Genomic DNA, 16,065 nt, shown 5'->3' with positions numbered 1-16,065 from the left:
GGACCATGGCCGCTGTTATTATCGGCGCAGGCCCGGCAGGTCTCTTCTCTGCCCTTGCCCTTGTCGAGAAAGGTGAAAAGGACATTGTCATTATCGAACAGGGTAGAGATCTCGATGAACGGATAAGCTGGAAGGAAAAGGGAGAAAAACCGTTGAAAGGAGAACCGGGTCCACTGCTGACCGGTTTCGGGGGAGCAGGGGCTTTCAGTGATGGAAAGCTTATCCTTTCGGGTGATGTGGGAGGTAATCTTGGAGAGATAATTGAAAAGGAAGAACTGGCACGGCTAATTGAAGAGGTAAATGAGATCTTTCTTTCCCTTGGAGCGCCTCCTGATCTTTATGGCGAGGAGAGTGAAAAGCTGCTAAATCTTAAAAGGAATGCCCAGAGAGCGGACCTTGAACTGTTAGAAACGAAAATAAGACATCTCGGTACAGACGGTTGCCAGAATATTCTCAGAACTCTGAGAGAGCGACTCATGCCTCATGTCAAACTGATAACGGGTACAAAAGCGGTGGAAATCAACACCGACAGGGGAGTGGTGACGGGCGTCACTGCCGGAAAGGACAGAGGCTTTGACGCCCCATATGTTATTGCAGCGCCGGGACGGATTGGGGCTTCCTGGATGGCTGGTGAGGCAAAGCGGCTTTCTCTTGTCTCCATTCCCTCACCTGTCGATATCGGCGTCAGGGTGGAAGTGCCTGCCGAGGTGACAAAGGAACTCACCGACGCCGCTTATGAAGCCAAGCTTATTCATTATTCGAAGACATTCGATGATAGGGTAAGGACATTCTGCATGAATCCATACGGTGAAGTTGTCATGGAAGAAGCGGGAAACCTCATTACCGTCAACGGCCATAGTTACAAAGGAAGGCGCAGCGAAAATACGAACTTTGCCATCCTTGTGAGCACCACCTTTACCGAACCCTTCGATGATCCCATCAATTACGGCAGGCATATCGGCGCTCTTGCCAATCTCCTTGGAAAAGGAATCATCGTTCAGAGGCTTGGTGATCTTCGTGCGGGAAGGCGATCCACACCATCGAGGATCAATAAAAGTATAGTAAGGCCAACACTGAAAGAAGCGACACCGGGTGATCTCAGCTTTGTTCTCCCCTACAGATACCTCAAAGATATTATGGAAATGCTGGAAGCTCTCGATCACCTGGCTGAGGGAATTAACTCGGATCATACCCTTCTTTATGGCGTAGAGGTCAAGTTCTACTCTCACAGGCTGAAAGTATCTGCTTCTATGGAGAGTGCCCTTAAAGGGCTCTTTACCATTGGGGACGGCGCAGGTATAAGCCGGGGGCTTCTGCAGGCTGCTGCTTCAGGCCTCATTGCCGGAAGAGAGGTTGCCGGCAGATTAAAAGGGGAAAGGGGAAAAGCAGGTGTAGGGTTTTAATCCCTGTAAGATCCTATCCAGCGGGGAAGAGTTAAGAGGGTCCTGAAGAAAAGCCCCCTGTAAGTCATCTCTCCCTTAATAGTTAATGCAAACCATTTGCCCATATACTTTTTTTTACCGAGGAGCCTGTGAGAACGAAGGGGATTGCGGTAAAAGAGGTTTTGCATTATACGGGCATACCTGAAATCCCATGTTATCGATTTGTATATTTCCTCCGAATACCCTGATATGCCTTTCGTCCGGCCCGAGAGAAAGTCATCCAGCTTTGCTGCGGCGATAGATGCGCTTTTAAGTGCATTTGCTATTCCTTCTCCGAAAAATGGTTCGGCAAGGCAGGCAGCATCACCGACGAGGAGGATTTTATCACCATGAAGGCGTTTCTTTTTTCTGCTTAAAGGGACAGGGTGCCAGTGGGTAGAGAGGATCCTGCCGCCTCTGAGCACATGCTGACGGGAAATAAACCTGTCAAGACGAAGCTCAAGGTCTTTCAGATTTTTCATTGTCGTATAGATACCGACGGAGACATGATCTCTTTTAGGGAAAATCCAGGCATAGCCATAGGGAACGACGCCATAATCCATGATGGTAAAGTTCTCTAAAGAGGCCATTATCTCTTTATCGACTTCTACTCTCTTATCGATGGCTGTGGCTAACTCTCTTTCCCCTTTGAGACCCGCCTTTCCTGCAACGACTCCCTTTGCTCCATCAGCGCCGACAATGGCCCTGCAATGAAATCGCCCCCTGTCCGTTTCTACAAGACACATTTCACCTTCATAGCCGATAGAGAAAACCCTGCAATGCTCCATGAGAAGGGCGCCCGCGCCGGCGGCTTTCCGGGCCAGGAAGGTATCGAATCGCTCTCTCGATACCATGGCCCCGATCCCCCTTGCTTCTATGGTGACGGGGTTGCGGGAGTTAAAAGTGAGACGGGTGCCGTTTATATAAGTTTCGATAAGGGGTGTAATGTCAAAACCGATTTGCGTTAGCGTTTTTGTAGGCATGCCGCCGCCGCAGGGTTTATATCGCGGGAACTGCTCTTTTTCGATAAGGAGGACGTGATAGCCTTTTTCTGCCAGTTCAATGGCCGTTTTTGATCCGGCCGGACCGGCGCCTGCTATGATGACGTCAAAAATCTTGTTACCTTTTTTATTCATGATGAATAAAGGGCGGTTGATTTATAAGAGGGAATGGTGAAAGTATAGAAAACTGTGGTGAAGAAAACAAGATACTAAAGACGGTCTAAATTAGTCGCAGGTAGTGGCAATTTTGATTTTGCCTTATAAGTGTGCTATTTAAAGTGGAAAGGGCAGTTATAATCCCGTGATTATTTACAATGGCTGAAAATTGTGGAAACTGTATATACGGTAAAGACCGGAAAATGGATGGGAAGAGGACTTCTCCCGGCACGGTCTGGTGTGCCAAGCGTTCCATGCAGATGGGAAAAAGCCGGATTTTACCATGCCATAAACCCCTTCCCGGTGTGAAGAAAAAGCATTGTATTAATTGCAAATGGGCAAAAATAAAAATGCCCCGCGGTGAAATGCCGAAGGCAGGTCATGTGTGGTGTGCAAAACGCCACATTGAAATCGGTAAACAGCGCAGTATGCAATGTTTTGAGTAGATAATATTTAGAGCTACCCTTTATTGATGACCTTTGATTTAATTCTTAACAGGCTCACTTTTAGTCACTTTTAAAACCGGCTTTTTTATGGGAACCGTCACAAAACGGTTTGTTTGCTGATGCTCCACAGCGGCAAAGGAAGGTTTTTTGTGTTCTGAGAAGGGGGCGGCCTGTGCCCGAACAGAGTTCGAGGTTTCCTTCTGCTATGAGAGGGCCATCTTTCAATGGCGTGATAGCCAGCGGTCCGTCTCTCTTTTCAAGGGGATCGATCTTGCCTGTCCGGGGCTCACCGGTGGCTATGAAGCTGATTTCTTTATGGCTTCCATCGCAATAAGGCTTGTTTTTGGAGGCCCCGCAGCGGCAAAGAACGGCACGGTTGCCTGTCGATTTCCCTTCGAAAAAGATGGTTGCATGAACTGACAGGGGGCCGTTTTCCAGTGTTTTAATGAGGTTTACCTGAGGCGCCATTTCCTCATAGCCTGAATCACTTCTGCAATAGGTAAGTGCTCCTGAAGGACAGGTTCTCACTATGGAGGCTATTTCTTCGGCTGACGCCCCATTCGGATCTACCCATTCTCCCTTTATGTTTGCCCGAAAGACTGATGGCAGGCCTAATACACAGTTCCGGGAATGAATACACCTGTCGGAATCGAAAAAGACAGTGATTTTTCTACCTTCATATTTATTTATTTTTGACATCATTTTCCCTCATTTATATGGACTCTATTTTAAATATAGCACATAAAAGGTGTTGAATCTTTACTCTTCAATATTACTTGAAGTTAGAAGCCACATCAATCTTCACAGGTATATGCCGGTTCAAATAAGCTCTTTTTATATATTCAGCTTAAACCTTTTGTAAATCCTCACTCTCGCCTCATCATCTGTTCTTAAAAATCCCAATGCAACCGGTGGTTGCGGTTGAGGGAAATCATTTAGCACTTAGAATAAGTTATAATAACCCCCCCCCTGCCAGGTGCAGGGCTATATGCTCATGATTTTGACAGGTCCAGCCTGTAGATATGCTGAGGCCCGGCCGGCCCTCCTTCATAAACTTTTCCCGTATCTTTAAAACCGCATTTTAAATAAAATAGCTTTGCCATCTCGTTAAGGAAGTTGACCGATAATTTCAGGCCCTTAATGTGGGGGTAGTCTTTTGACAAAAGTTGAGTGATTTCACTTATTGCTGCATTGCCGAATCCCTTCCCCTGGTACCTTTCATCAATCATGAAGGATTCAAGGCGGCAATCATTTTCTCCTCCAAAATATAAAGGGTCTGCCTGGGCGGTAAGGGGAGAGTAAAAGTTGAGTGTGAAAAAGCCGATTGTTTTATCGGACGATTTAATGCTGAAGGGGAGGTTGATATTTTTATGGCCCGTTTCTTTGATGATGGCCATGACCTGAATTGGTGAAGAGACAAACATGGCCTGCCTGCAACTGATATGAATATCACTAATAGAGACCCTGTCATTAAGATAAAGCCTTTCGATGGATACATTAATCATAAAGATATTTAAGCACAAGTAAGAGGGAGAGGTAAGAAAAAAATATAATAATTACAGAGAAGTGCCCTAAAGTAAGACTTGACAAACAGTGCTGCTTTGGTAAACTTCTTGCAACGCTTATCAAAGCGACAAGTAGGGGGGGGGTATTTATGCGAATAGCTATTGTTGAAGATAATAGAGATCTTCTCAATAATGTTAGTGCTATTATTAACAGAGAGCCGGATTATGAAGTTATTGGAAAATATCTTAATGCCGAAGAGGCACTGGAATGTCTCGATGAAGAACTTCCGGACCTGTTTATAGTTGATCTCGGTTTGCCTACCATGCCGGGTATTGAACTCATCAAAATCATTAAAACAAAATATCCTGCCATAGATGTCATTGCCTTTACAGGAACAGAAGATAGAAAAACGATCCTTGCAGTGATTAAGTCGGGCGCCTCGGGATATATTGTAAAAGGCTCAACACCGGCTGATATTATTAATGCCATCAATGAACTCGAATATGGTGGCGCGCCCATGAGTCCGAGAGTGAGCCGTGTTGTTTTAAGTGAAGTCCGCGAAAACGGTTATCACGATTATTTTATTCTCAGCCCCCGGGAAAAAGAGATACTCGAGCAAATTAAAGAGGGCCTGACCTATAAGGAAATAGGAGAGTTATACTGCATTAGCCCTCATACCGTCCATTCCCATGTGAAGAAACTTTTTAACAAACTCGGTGCTACTGACAGAAAAGATGCCCTTCAGAAGGCGATGAGAAAAGGGCTCATATGAAGCAACTCCTCAAAGTATAAGAACTTTACCCAAAAATACCCCGTATCTAAAAGGGAGATAATGCTATCCTAGTATTTAGAAGGTGCAGATTGTAAGTTGTTTAACTGAAAAATCTGCATGAATTAACAGGTTGCATTAATGGAAACTGAAGGTAAAACAAAAATAGGGCCTTCAAAGACGTCACATTTCCTGCAAAAGATTGCTGAACTAAGCGCCGCCACATTTAACAAACCCTGCCAACGCTACAATGAAATCGTAAAGACCGTTGCCCATCTTCTTAATGCGAAGCTTGTCTGTATTTCTGAAATTCATGGTTCCCAACTATACTTTAAAAGCCTTTTTATAGACGGTGAAATAAAGGAAAATGCCGGACAATGCTCACTTGATGTTACACCCTGTGCTACCGTGAGCGAAAGTAAAGAGATCCAGGTGCATGATGAGGCAGGGAAAAAGTTTCCACAAGCTTCCTTGCTGCACTTTATTAATGCCGGGACCTATTGCGGAGTTCCCTGTTTTGATAGTCGCAGTCAGGTTAAAGCCGTTCTTTGCATTGTTGATGATAAAAAGAGGTCTTTCAAAAATGAAGATATGGCCCTCGTTAAAATAGTCGGCAGCATGATTGGTATAGAAATGGAGCGGCAGAACTATTGTTCCCAAAAAAATTATGCCGAAAAAGAACTCCATGAAAAAGATAAAAAATACCTGACCCTTATCCAGACGGCAAATGATGCCATTATGACAATTGATATTAAGGTGGGGCTCATTCTGGAAGCTAACAGGAAGGCCGAAAAAATGATGGGAAGAATGTCTGATGAAATTATCGGGCGCCATATGGATGAACTCTATTCCCATGAAAATTGTGATGGATACCAGAAGGTGTTCAATGAAACGCTGGAAAAAGGGTCAGCCATTAGTGAGGAGCTTTCCTTACTTCATGTCAGTGGAAAAAAGATACCTGTCGAAGTGAGCACAAATATTAGCACTTTGAACGACAATGATGTAATCCAGTGTATATTTCGTGATCTGACAGAGAGAAAAAAGGCGGAAAAGGAGGTAAGGGAAAGTCTTCGGCTCTTTGAAAATGTGATTAGTGTCAGTCCTGCAATAGTCTATCAGTGCAGGATAGAAAAGAACCGCTTCATTCCCGTCTACGTGAGCAATAATATGAAAGCGCTCTGGGGTTATGACAGTCATGAATATCTCAATAATCCTGATTGGTGGTTCAATCATATCTATCCGGAAGACAGGGATAGTATTTTGTCGTTATTTCCTTACAAGTTGTATCGGGACAATGAACAAAAACATGAATATCGCTTCAGGGACAAGGAAGGAAACTATAGATGGGTCTATGACTATGTCAGGCTCATCAGAAACAAGGAAGGAGAACCTCATGAGGTTGTCGGTTCCTGGCTTGATATTACGGAGCGTAAGCAGATTGATGAAGAGTTGTCTAAATATCGTGAATACCTTGAATTTCTTGTTGATAAGAGGACAGGGGCCCTGAGAATAATTAATGAAAAGCTTGCTGACGAGATTGAAGAGAGAAAAGGTATTGAAAAAGCGCTAAGGGAGTCGGAAGAGCGATACAGGCTTTTTGTTGAAGAGTTTCACGGCATTACCTTCCAGGGCCGGATTGGAGGTGGAATTATCTTTCTTCATGGCGCCGTTGAGGAGATAAGCGGTTATAAACCGGAAGAGCTGATAAATGGTACTCCCAGACTGGGCCATATCTTTTATCCCGATGACAGGGACCGGTTTTATGAAGGGTATAATGAGCTTCGCACAATCTGCGATTACAGGGTAAGACGTGAATACAGGATCATAAGAAAAGACGGGGAAATAAGGTGGGTTGAAGAGATAATCCAGAATATTTGTGATGAAAAAGGGATACCTTCAAAAGTGCAGGGGACTATCTGCGATATTACCGATCAAAAGCGGGCTGAAGAAGAGCTTGAAAAGGCAAAAAGGGAAGCCGAATCAGCGAACCTGGCTAAAAGCGCTTTTATTGCCAACGTAAGTCACGAAATAAGAACACCCATGCAGACAATACTCGGGATGTCTGAGGCGCTTGAAGGAATTGTCGCCAGGGAAGAAGGGGGTGATTATGTAAAATCGATTATATCGGCAGGTGATAATGTGCTGCGGCTAATAAACAATATTCTTGATTTTTCCAGGATTGAGTCGGGAAAATTTGAGCTGGAAGAGATCGACTTTGATCTCTATGAGGTAATAGAGGGGGCCTCTGAAATAGTCGCCTTCCAGGCCAGGCAAAAGCGGCTTTTCTTTCATCAGTCTATTGATAAAGACATCCCTGCCGGTCTTCGCGGCGATCCTTTGAGATTGAGGCAGGTTCTGATTAATCTGCTCTCCAATGCCGTTAAGTTTACCGCAAAAGGGGGTGTTTCGCTGACCGTTGAAAAGAAAGAAGAAAAACCGGATATCCTTACCCTCCTGTTTTCTGTTAAAGATACAGGGATAGGTGTGCAGGGAGATAAGCTGGCTGCAATTTTTCAAGGCTACACTCAGGGTGATCGTTCAGTATCGAGGTTGTATGGAGGTACGGGGCTTGGCACATCCATTTCAAAAGAACTTGTCGAGATGATGGGCGGGAAAATTGGTGTGGAGAGCAGGAAAGGGGAAGGAAGCCGCTTTTATTTTACGGTCCCCTTCAAGGTGCAGAAAGCAACGCCTGAAGAGGCAGAAAGCGGGCTTTAAGGGGTATCTTTCCAAACCGGTAAAGAAGAGAATTCTTTTAATAACATTAAAAAAGCATGCTAAAAAAGGGGATGACTGAGGGTCCGGTTGAGTCAAATGCCGTTTTTTTCATTATTGATAAAAAAATATGTTGACATAAAGTCGGGGGTCATGTATTTCTAGGAACACTATGAATAAAAAAGTCACAGCGAAAGTACATGCAACGCTAAGATCCATTATGTGGGTTTTTCGTACACCTGTACCTGTGGCTTTAAATCATTTGTAACCAAGAATATTTAGAAAAGAAATGACTGATAAAGGCCGCAGGTATCAAAACCTGCGGCCTTTTTTGTTTTTTGACGAAGAATTTTATAAAACAGGAATAATGAAATGAAGAAAATAATCACATCGGGCTACGGGCTTGTTATCTTTTCAGCGCTCGGTTTTTCATTCAAATCGATACTGGCCAAACTTGCCTTCACTTACGGTACGGATGCAATGACGCTCATGCTTATGCGTATCTATGTGTCGCTTCCTTTTTTTCTTGTAACTCTCTGGTATCTCGAAGGAAAGGACGGTTTCAGGGTAAGCCTGAAAGATGCCGTTTTTTATTCGGTGGCTGGTATTGGCGGGCTTGGCTGCGCTATGTTTTTTTCACTTTATTCTCTGGAAAGTATCACAGCGTCACTTTCTACGCTCCTTGTTTTTACTTATCCTGCCATGACGGTCATATTGGGCCTTTTTATTTCAGGACGTCAGGTAAGGGCAGGCCGTTGGATATCGCTGATGATTACCTTTGCCGGACTGGCGCTTGTCGTTAATCCCGATAAAAAGATGATGACCGGTATGGAGAGTGCGGGCATTTATCTTGCCCTTGCAAGCGCCCTTTGCTACGCTTTTTACAATCTCTATTCGGAAAAGGCGCTCAAAAGGGTGTCGCCTGCAAAATTGACTGCCTGCAGCATGGTCTTTTTTGTCGTCTTCTTCGGTGCGCTTTTCGGCAACAGAACCTATCCCGGGCCGGGGCCTGTCTGGACTATCGCTTTTATCATGGGTGTAACGAGCGGCTTTTTACCTTTTTTATGTTACATGTACGGAGTAAAGAAAATCGGGGCGTCGAGGGCGGTTATTATAAGCTCCATGGGCCCTCTTTTTACCGTTTTATGGGCAAGTATTTTTCTCGGAGAGAGGCTCGGATATATGCAGCTTGCAGGGATGGTTCTCATTATATCCGGTGTGATGAGCATAAAAATTCGCTCCCCTTTCAGCTTTGTAAAGGGAACAGCCGGAGAGATCGGCAGTCACTTTGAGTCCCTTTCAGAAGGAAAACAAAAAGGAAAAGGTGTTTTCGCCTTTGTTTATGTGACGAAAGAGAAAAATTAAGTGGAGCTATTATGGACGCCCCAATTTGAAAGGATGGTCCGCTTTTATGAAGGTCGTAACTTTCAGGTGACCGGTGGAAAAAAGATGAGATTGATTTTATAAAGGAGGTTATAAATTGAAACTCAAAATTTATCAGGTAGACGCTTTTGCAGATCAACCTTTTGAAGGGAACCCGGCAGCTGTTTGCCCGCTCGACACATGGCTTGATGACGAAACACTGCAGGCTATTGCCGGAGAAAATAATTTGTCCGAGACAGCCTATATTGTCCCTGCAAAAAAGGGTTACCACATTCGCTGGTTCACCCCCACTACTGAAGTCGAACTTTGCGGGCATGCCACGTTGGCTTCGGCCTTTATCCTCTTTAGTGAACTGAGGTTTAAAGGTGAGAAGCTTGTATTTGATTCCTTGAGTGGAGAACTGGTGGTAACAAAGGAGGGGGAACTATTTACTATGGATTTCCCTGCCATGATTCCCAAACGTTGTGATATTTCCCCCGTTCTTGTGGAAACGCTGGGCAGCTGGCCCCTTGAGGTTCTAAGCGCTGATGACTACATTGCCGTTTATGAGAGAGAAGAGGATATCCTTGAAATAAATCCGGACCTCTTCCGCATGACTCAGCTTGATCGCAGGGGGGTGATTGTCACGGCGCCGGGGAAGAGGTCTGATTTTGTAAGCCGCTTTTTTGCGCCTAAATACGGCATTAACGAAGACCCCGTGACAGGTTCGGCCCACTGTGAACTGGCGCCTTACTGGGCGGGTAGACTAAAGAAGGATAAACTGACGGCAAGGCAGCTGTCGGCCAGAGGTGGTGAGTTGCTTTGTGAATTAAGTGGAGAGAGAGTACTTCTATCGGGCTCTGCTGTTAAATATATGGAAGGGGAAGTTTACATCTAATGACGGGGCCCATAGAATCGCTATATGTAAAAGATCCTGATGGGAATCTTCTTGAAATAGCTAATCAGGTAAGAGGAAATGGGGAATTTTGACGGTATTAACCGGGAGCAATCGGCGGCTAATTTTAAGAAAGGTTAGAAAATGGAAGTGAGTGAAGAGTTTCTTGCCCGGTCGGACATTATCGACTGGCATAAAGGGGAGATAAAAGAACTGGCGGCCAGTCTGGCTGAAGGCTTGTATCTTCCCGAAGAAGTTGCGCGACAGTGCTTTCAGTGGGTTAGGGATGAGATAAAGCACAGCGTTGATTATCAAATGAATCCTGTTACATGCAGGGCGACGGACGTACTCAAATACAAAACGGGTTTCTGTTACGCCAAAAGCCATCTTTTGGCAGCCCTGTTAAGGGCAAACGGTATTCCCGCCGGTTTTTGTTATCAACGCCTTACCGTTGATGGAGAAGGGACGCCTTATTGCCTTCATGGTCTTAATGCTGTCTGGCTCAAAGGGATAGGCTGGTATCGTATCGATGCACGGGGAAACAGGGAGGGTATAGATGCCCGGTTTATGCCACCCGTCGAAAAACTGGCCTTTGAGGTGCTTTGGGAAGGTGAGGAAAATCTGCCTCAAATACTGGCCCAACCTTTACCCGTTGTTGTGGAAGCGCTAAGTAAGTATGAAACTTGGGATCGGCTGTTGGCTTATCTGCCTGATATAGATAGAGAAAAGGATAAAATATAATGAGTAAAAATGAAAAAATAAAACTAATCGGCATTATTCAATGTGATTTTGCCAAGGAACGGTGCAGTGGATTTTCCTGTATCAATGCATTTAATGAGAGGGAAGATGCTTTTGAAAGATATAATTCAGCAGATGGGATTATGGCCGTACCCTTTAACTGTGGTGGATGTCCCGGCAGGCGAATAGGCAGGAATGTATCGCACCTTATCAAAAAGGCAAATAAGAAGGCAGGTATTGAAAAGGATGAGATAGCTATCCACCTTGCTTCCTGTATGGTGACTGATAACGCTCACTATCCGCCATGTCCGCACCTTGACTACATTGGGCAGATACTTGATCGTAAAGGAGTAAAGGTGATTAGGGGGAGTTATAAAAGCAAGACTACCGAGGTGCGCAGGGAGAAGGGGGAGTATGCACCCTTTGACTGGAATGAGGGGCGGGACTGATGTTAGCATTACCTGTGCCCCACGCCATATTTTGAAAGGAAATAATTGAGCTCTTTATTCCTGTCATGATATAGTAAATTTCGATGGAACAAACCTTGAAATTCAAAAATATTATTAATTAGGAGCCTGTCGGACTTAGGCCGAATCTGCTGCGGAAAAGTCCTTTTGGCCGGATTTTCCGATTAAATTCGTTAAATATGTTCAATATTCGCCTCATTTAATCAAAAAAATCCGGCTCAAAATGACTTTCCCTCGCTGCGATCCCCTAAGTCCGACAGATTCCTGGTCTTTGCGAGCGAAGCGAAGCAATCTCTTTTTTACATGTTGGTAACATATGGATTGCTTCGCTTCGCTCGCAAAGACTGCTAAAAACTTAAAAAGGAAAACACACATTTATGGCTAAAGTAAAAATCTATCACAACCCGAGATGTGGAAAAAGCCGTCAGACGCTGGCACTGTTGCAGGAGAGAAATCTCGACATAGAAATAATTGAATACCTCAAGGATTCACCGACAGCAGCAGAACTCGATGCACTGATTGCAATGCTTGGTAAAGAACCCCTTGAGGTGATGAGGACCGGTGAGAAGCTCTTTAAAGAACTGGGACTTTCCAAAAAGGACGAACGAACCAGAACGGAGTGGATCAAAATTATGAGTGAAAATCCCATCCTCATTGAACGCCCCATCGTTGTTAACAATGGACAGGCGGCTCTTGGCCGTCCTCCGGAAAATGTCCTGGCTATATTTTAATAATGGATATTTTTTCATCACTTGCTGAAAAGAGAATAGAGGAAGCCATCAGGCGAGGGGAACTCGATAATCTGCCCGGTGCAGGCAAGCCCCTTAAGCTGGATGATGATTCTGCTATTCCCGAGGATTTGAGAATGTCCTACAGGCTCCTTAAAAATGCCGGTTTTATCCCGCCTGAGCTTGAAGATCTGAAAGAATTGGTCAAGCTTAAAGACCTCATCGCATCGACCTGTGGCGAAGAAGAAAGAAGCAAAAGAGCCAAAGAACTCAACTTTAAACTGCTCAAAGTGAATATGTCCAGAAAGCGGCCTCTTGATCTCGATGCTATTCCCGAGTATAAAGAGAAGATGTTGGCTGGATTAACTGCTAAAGATAAGGCAAAATCGTAAATCCCCCTTAAATATATTCCTCCCTATGTAAAGGGAGCTTGGGAGGGATTTTAAAATAGAGAATCTGCACTTATGTTTTTTCCATGACCTCCAGCGAAATCAGTAAAAAAATAAAATCCCTTGCCGACCCCGAAAGGGCAAAAATACTTGCCCGCTATTTCAAAACGGGCCCCGGAGAATATGGTGAAGGTGATACCTTTATGGGCCTAAAAGTCCCCCAGGTTCGTAAGCTTGCCGGGGAATTTAAAACCCTTTCCCTGGAAGAAACTAAAAAACTTCTAAAATCCCCTATTCATGAAGAAAGGCTCCTTTCTCTTTTTCTTCTTATTCAGATATTTAATAAAGGTAATGAAGAGGTACGTGAGAGGGTATACAGGCTCTATTTGGAAAATACCCGTTACATAAATAACTGGGACCTTGTCGATACTTCCGCACCTCACATTATAGGTACTTATCTTTTTGATAAGGATAGAGCGCCCCTTTATGATCTGGCCGTGTCGGGCTATCTATGGGAAAGGCGCATGGCTATTATGGCTACCTTTTGTTTTATCAGAAATAACCAGTATGACGATACGCTGCGAATTGCCGAAAAACTTCTTGCTCATAAGGAAGACCTTATTCATAAAGCCGTCGGCTGGATGCTGAGGGAAGTGGGGAAGAGGGATATTGATATTGAGAAAGGCTTTCTTGATAGTCATTACAAAGTGATGCCGAGAACGATGTTGAGATATGCTATTGAGAGGTTTGCAAAAGAGGAGAGAGCTGCTTATTTGAAGGGGGAGATGTGATTAATCACCACCCCTTTGTCCCTTTATGCCCTTTGGATGCTCCTTATTAAGGAGGGGATTTAAGTTGCTCCCCCTACTGAGGGTTTATGCCCTGTGGCTAGAGGTCAGCCATGCGGCTCGTATCGAGGAGGGGTTAAAAAAGATTTTAATACTTTTAATTGTTTTTCCTGAAAGGTTTTAATCAATGTCAAATTGCGGTTGTGAAGTAGAAATTAAAAACAGGGAAGAGAGAGGAATTCTCTATATCCTCCTTTCCATAAACGGTGTTATGTTCATTGTCGAGTTAATAGCCGGCTGGATAGCTGAGTCGACAGGGCTCATCGCCGATTCTCTCGATATGCTGGCTGATGCCCTTGTTTATACAACGGCCCTCTATGCCGTAGGGAAGGGGTTGAAGGAAAAGGCGAACTCTGCCTACCTGAATGGAAGGTTACAACTTATACTGGGCGCCAGTGTGTTGATTGATATTGTGAGGCGTGCCATTTACGGCAGTGAGCCTGAATCGTTATTTATGATCACTGTCAGCATGGTGGCTCTCGCTGCTAATGTGAGCTGCCTCTTGCTTTTGTCCAAACACAGGGAAGGAGAGGTTCATATGCGTGCCACCTGGATATGTTCCAGAAGTGATGTTATTGCCAATATGGGTGTTATTGCCGCAGGGGTACTGGTGGCCTTTACCGGATCGAGAGTGCCGGACCTTATTATCGGTTGTATAATTTCAGCTATTGTTACCAAAGGGGGGATAGATATTATCAGGGAGGCGAAAGAGGCCAGGGTGGCGGCAACTGGAAGCAATGCTTAATATTCTCCTCTCCCATCAAGGGGATTTATGCCTTGTGGCCGGAGGATTAAGGTGAGGGGGGACATTTCTATTAAATCAACAAGGAGCAAGAATGAACAATAAAGACATTCACACCATCTTTGATATACTCAATAAAGAAGTCAAACAGTGGAAGACGCCTGCCGTCACTGTTGTGGCAAAAAAGCGGAGTCCCTTCCAGGTTTTGGTAAGCTGTATTATATCGCTTCGTACGAAAGATGAAGTGACGGGGGCTTCTTCGAGGAGGCTCTATGCCAGGGCGGATAATCCCAAGGACATGCTTAATCTCTCGGAAGAAGAAATTGCAAAATTAATATATCCAGCAGGCTTTTATAATGTAAAAGCTAAACAAATATTTGATATTTCTAAAGCACTGGTTGAGGATTACGATTCAATCGTTCCCGATAGCATCGATGAACTGATCAAGTTCAAAGGGGTAGGGCGCAAAACGGCAAACCTTGTGGTAACACTGGGTTACAACAAGCCCGGCATTTGCGTTGATATCCATGTGCATCGCATCACTAATCGCTGGGGGTATGTGAAAGCAAAAACTCCCGATACGACAGAAATGGCTCTTAGAAAGAAGCTCCCTCATGAATACTGGATTCCCATTAACGATCTGCTCGTTACCTATGGTCAGAACCTGTGCACGCCCATTTCACCCTATTGCAATCAATGCAGGCTAAATGATTACTGTGACAGGGTGGACGTGACAAAGGTAAGGTAACTAACTGAAAAATAAAGCGATGGTTCCGCCGGTGAAGAGAGTAAGCAAGCTGCTTACCTTTTTGGGCCGGCTTTTATCTTCTCCCCTCAAGATCTGGCGCTCTGCAGATGTAAAAGGTGGTTGGAAGGGATTATCTGATTTGAACAGATGTTATGATGGTTTCTTATTATTTGTGTGAATTTCTGCCTGCCTGCAATATCCCGTCATTCCGCAGTTGACACTATCCCCATGGTGAGTTAATTTTTTTTCTTTGACAGTGAACGTTTGTTCACCTATAATTATTTTAATCCTCTAAAAAACTTCCCCCCTGTCAAGGGGGGATTGAGGGGGGTTGCTCTTAAAACTTATTACAGGCACATCCTATGAAAGACCAAACAAAACAAAAAGAAAGAGTTGACCTGCTCACCGGTTTTTATCAGGAAAAGGGCAGAATGCCCAGTTTCTCCGAGATGGCTATTTTATGGGGCCTAAAATCGAAAAACGCCGTTTCAAAGGTCGTTGCCGGGCTGGAGGAAGTGGGCATTATTGAACGTGACCATAAGGGAAAGCTTATTGCCAAATCAATAAGCTCACCCTTGAGAATGCTTGGTACCGTTGCCGCCGGTTTCCCCACACCGGCCGAGGAGGAACTGGCAGACTGTATCTCCCTTGACGAAATGCTTATTCACAACAGGGATTCAAGCTTCCTCCTCAAGGTCTCCGGTGATTCCATGTCGGGCGCAGGCATCCTCCCCGATGATATGGTTATCGTAGATAAAGGTTGCACACCTAAAAGCGGCGATATCGTCATCGCCGAAGTAGATGGTGAGTGGACCATGAAGTACCTGAGAAAACGCGGCAACGAGGTTTCCCTCGTTCCGGCAAACTCTAAATATAAAATTATATATCCTGAAAATGAATTGAGGATTGCCGGGGTGGTGACATCTGTAGTGAGGCAGTATAAGAGTTCGAGGTGATGGGGAAAGCTACCACCCCCAACCCCTCCTAAAATAGGAGGGGAGGTAAACGGTACAACCTAGTAAGATGGGTAACAGAATAACATATAGACATAGGTAACAGTATAATAAAGGGAGAGGAGGAAATGCCTATGCCCTGGAAAGATACGAAACCTATGGATGAGAGAATGAAGTTGAT

General features: G+C 44.6%; 17 protein-coding genes. 14 read left to right on the top strand and 3 right to left on the bottom strand.

Features of this window, described 5'->3' with window-relative positions:
• Positions 1-5 precede the first annotated feature (5 nt).
• Positions 6-1,403, top strand: a complete 1,398-nt coding sequence (locus OEV42_18930; protein MDH3976345.1) for an FAD-dependent oxidoreductase — start codon at positions 6-8, stop codon at positions 1,401-1,403.
• On the opposite strand, the gene OEV42_18925 is transcribed toward OEV42_18930, so the two are convergent.
• A complete protein-coding gene (locus OEV42_18925; GenBank protein ID MDH3976344.1) occupies positions 1,400-2,557 on the bottom strand; it encodes an NAD(P)/FAD-dependent oxidoreductase in 1,158 nt (385 codons plus the stop codon). The genes OEV42_18930 and OEV42_18925 overlap by 4 nt on opposite strands.
• 179 nt (positions 2,558-2,736) lie before the next feature.
• Between OEV42_18925 and OEV42_18920 the strand changes: the two genes are divergently transcribed.
• Complete coding sequence (locus OEV42_18920; protein MDH3976343.1) at positions 2,737-3,024, top strand: hypothetical protein; 288 nt, start codon at positions 2,737-2,739, stop codon at positions 3,022-3,024.
• Between the two features lie 60 nt (positions 3,025-3,084).
• On the opposite strand, the gene OEV42_18915 is transcribed toward OEV42_18920, so the two are convergent.
• Positions 3,085-3,723, bottom strand: a complete 639-nt coding sequence (locus OEV42_18915) for a CDGSH iron-sulfur domain-containing protein (GenBank protein ID MDH3976342.1) — start codon at positions 3,721-3,723, stop codon at positions 3,085-3,087.
• 293 nt (positions 3,724-4,016) lie between these two features.
• On the bottom strand, positions 4,017-4,529 hold the full coding sequence (locus tag OEV42_18910; protein ID MDH3976341.1) for a GNAT family N-acetyltransferase: 513 nt from the start codon (positions 4,527-4,529) through the stop codon (positions 4,017-4,019).
• 149 nt (positions 4,530-4,678) lie between these two features.
• On the opposite strand from OEV42_18910, the gene OEV42_18905 reads away from it, so the two are divergent.
• The 12 genes from OEV42_18905 to lexA all read left to right on the top strand — a co-directional run bounded on the left by OEV42_18905 (position 4,679) and on the right by lexA (position 15,887).
• The gene (locus OEV42_18905; GenBank protein MDH3976340.1) at positions 4,679-5,302 is read left to right on the top strand and encodes a response regulator transcription factor; all 624 of its coding nucleotides are present in this window, start codon (positions 4,679-4,681) and stop codon (positions 5,300-5,302) included.
• A gap of 138 nt (positions 5,303-5,440) precedes the next feature.
• The gene (locus OEV42_18900) at positions 5,441-8,017 is read left to right on the top strand and encodes a PAS domain S-box protein (GenBank protein ID MDH3976339.1); all 2,577 of its coding nucleotides are present in this window, start codon (positions 5,441-5,443) and stop codon (positions 8,015-8,017) included.
• A 369-nt stretch (positions 8,018-8,386) separates the two neighbouring features.
• Positions 8,387-9,379 carry a DMT family transporter gene (locus tag OEV42_18895; protein ID MDH3976338.1) on the top strand — a complete coding sequence of 331 codons (993 nt, stop codon included), beginning with the start codon at positions 8,387-8,389 and terminating at the stop codon, positions 9,377-9,379.
• Between the two features lie 115 nt (positions 9,380-9,494).
• Positions 9,495-10,274: a PhzF family phenazine biosynthesis protein gene (locus tag OEV42_18890; protein ID MDH3976337.1), complete on the top strand. Its 780-nt coding sequence runs from the start codon at positions 9,495-9,497 to the stop codon at positions 10,272-10,274.
• Positions 10,275-10,415: 141 nt separating this feature from the next.
• Positions 10,416-11,012 (top strand): transglutaminase family protein, encoded by a 597-nt coding sequence (locus OEV42_18885; protein MDH3976336.1) that lies wholly within the window; start codon positions 10,416-10,418, stop codon positions 11,010-11,012.
• On the top strand, positions 11,012-11,458 hold the full coding sequence (locus OEV42_18880; GenBank protein MDH3976335.1) for a CGGC domain-containing protein: 447 nt from the start codon (positions 11,012-11,014) through the stop codon (positions 11,456-11,458). The genes OEV42_18885 and OEV42_18880 overlap by 1 nt, the downstream gene beginning before the upstream one ends.
• A gap of 395 nt (positions 11,459-11,853) precedes the next feature.
• Positions 11,854-12,207, top strand: a complete 354-nt coding sequence (gene arsC, locus OEV42_18875; GenBank protein MDH3976334.1) for an arsenate reductase (glutaredoxin) — start codon at positions 11,854-11,856, stop codon at positions 12,205-12,207.
• Positions 12,208-12,209: 2 nt separating this feature from the next.
• Positions 12,210-12,596 carry a DUF1992 domain-containing protein gene (locus OEV42_18870; GenBank protein MDH3976333.1) on the top strand — a complete coding sequence of 129 codons (387 nt, stop codon included), beginning with the start codon at positions 12,210-12,212 and terminating at the stop codon, positions 12,594-12,596.
• An 83-nt stretch (positions 12,597-12,679) separates the two neighbouring features.
• A complete protein-coding gene (locus OEV42_18865; protein ID MDH3976332.1) occupies positions 12,680-13,384 on the top strand; it encodes a DNA alkylation repair protein in 705 nt (234 codons plus the stop codon).
• 184 nt (positions 13,385-13,568) lie between these two features.
• Entirely contained in the window at positions 13,569-14,186 is a 618-nt protein-coding gene (locus OEV42_18860; GenBank protein ID MDH3976331.1) for a cation transporter, read from the top strand.
• 91 nt (positions 14,187-14,277) lie between these two features.
• Positions 14,278-14,931, top strand: a complete 654-nt coding sequence (locus OEV42_18855; protein ID MDH3976330.1) for an endonuclease III — start codon at positions 14,278-14,280, stop codon at positions 14,929-14,931.
• Between the two features lie 362 nt (positions 14,932-15,293).
• A complete protein-coding gene (gene lexA / locus OEV42_18850; GenBank protein ID MDH3976329.1) occupies positions 15,294-15,887 on the top strand; it encodes a transcriptional repressor LexA in 594 nt (197 codons plus the stop codon).
• Positions 15,888-16,065: the final 178 nt, after the last annotated feature.

Source organism: Deltaproteobacteria bacterium (genome assembly GCA_029860075.1).
GTDB lineage: Bacteria > Desulfobacterota > JADFVX01 > JADFVX01 > JADFVX01 > JAOUBX01.
This window is presented reverse-complemented; position numbering and strand designations above follow the sequence as displayed.

Excerpts from the sequence above, each read along its gene's own strand:
- OEV42_18930 (MDH3976345.1), top strand. The coding sequence starts at position 6 with ATGGCCGCTGTTATTATCGGCGCAGGCCCGGCAGGTCTCTTCTCTGCC.
- OEV42_18925 (MDH3976344.1), bottom strand. The coding sequence starts at position 2,557 with ATGAATAAAAAAGGTAACAAGATTTTTGACGTCATCATAGCAGGCGCC.
- OEV42_18920 (MDH3976343.1), top strand. The coding sequence starts at position 2,737 with ATGGCTGAAAATTGTGGAAACTGTATATACGGTAAAGACCGGAAAATG.
- OEV42_18915 (MDH3976342.1), bottom strand. The coding sequence starts at position 3,723 with ATGTCAAAAATAAATAAATATGAAGGTAGAAAAATCACTGTCTTTTTC.
- OEV42_18910 (MDH3976341.1), bottom strand. The coding sequence starts at position 4,529 with ATGATTAATGTATCCATCGAAAGGCTTTATCTTAATGACAGGGTCTCT.
- OEV42_18905 (MDH3976340.1), top strand. The coding sequence starts at position 4,679 with ATGCGAATAGCTATTGTTGAAGATAATAGAGATCTTCTCAATAATGTT.
- OEV42_18900 (MDH3976339.1), top strand. The coding sequence starts at position 5,441 with ATGGAAACTGAAGGTAAAACAAAAATAGGGCCTTCAAAGACGTCACAT.
- OEV42_18895 (MDH3976338.1), top strand. The coding sequence starts at position 8,387 with ATGAAGAAAATAATCACATCGGGCTACGGGCTTGTTATCTTTTCAGCG.
- OEV42_18885 (MDH3976336.1), top strand. The coding sequence starts at position 10,416 with ATGGAAGTGAGTGAAGAGTTTCTTGCCCGGTCGGACATTATCGACTGG.
- OEV42_18880 (MDH3976335.1), top strand. The coding sequence starts at position 11,012 with ATGAGTAAAAATGAAAAAATAAAACTAATCGGCATTATTCAATGTGAT.
- arsC (MDH3976334.1), top strand. The coding sequence starts at position 11,854 with ATGGCTAAAGTAAAAATCTATCACAACCCGAGATGTGGAAAAAGCCGT.
- OEV42_18870 (MDH3976333.1), top strand. The coding sequence starts at position 12,210 with ATGGATATTTTTTCATCACTTGCTGAAAAGAGAATAGAGGAAGCCATC.
- OEV42_18865 (MDH3976332.1), top strand. The coding sequence starts at position 12,680 with ATGACCTCCAGCGAAATCAGTAAAAAAATAAAATCCCTTGCCGACCCC.
- OEV42_18860 (MDH3976331.1), top strand. The coding sequence starts at position 13,569 with ATGTCAAATTGCGGTTGTGAAGTAGAAATTAAAAACAGGGAAGAGAGA.
- OEV42_18855 (MDH3976330.1), top strand. The coding sequence starts at position 14,278 with ATGAACAATAAAGACATTCACACCATCTTTGATATACTCAATAAAGAA.
- lexA (MDH3976329.1), top strand. The coding sequence starts at position 15,294 with ATGAAAGACCAAACAAAACAAAAAGAAAGAGTTGACCTGCTCACCGGT.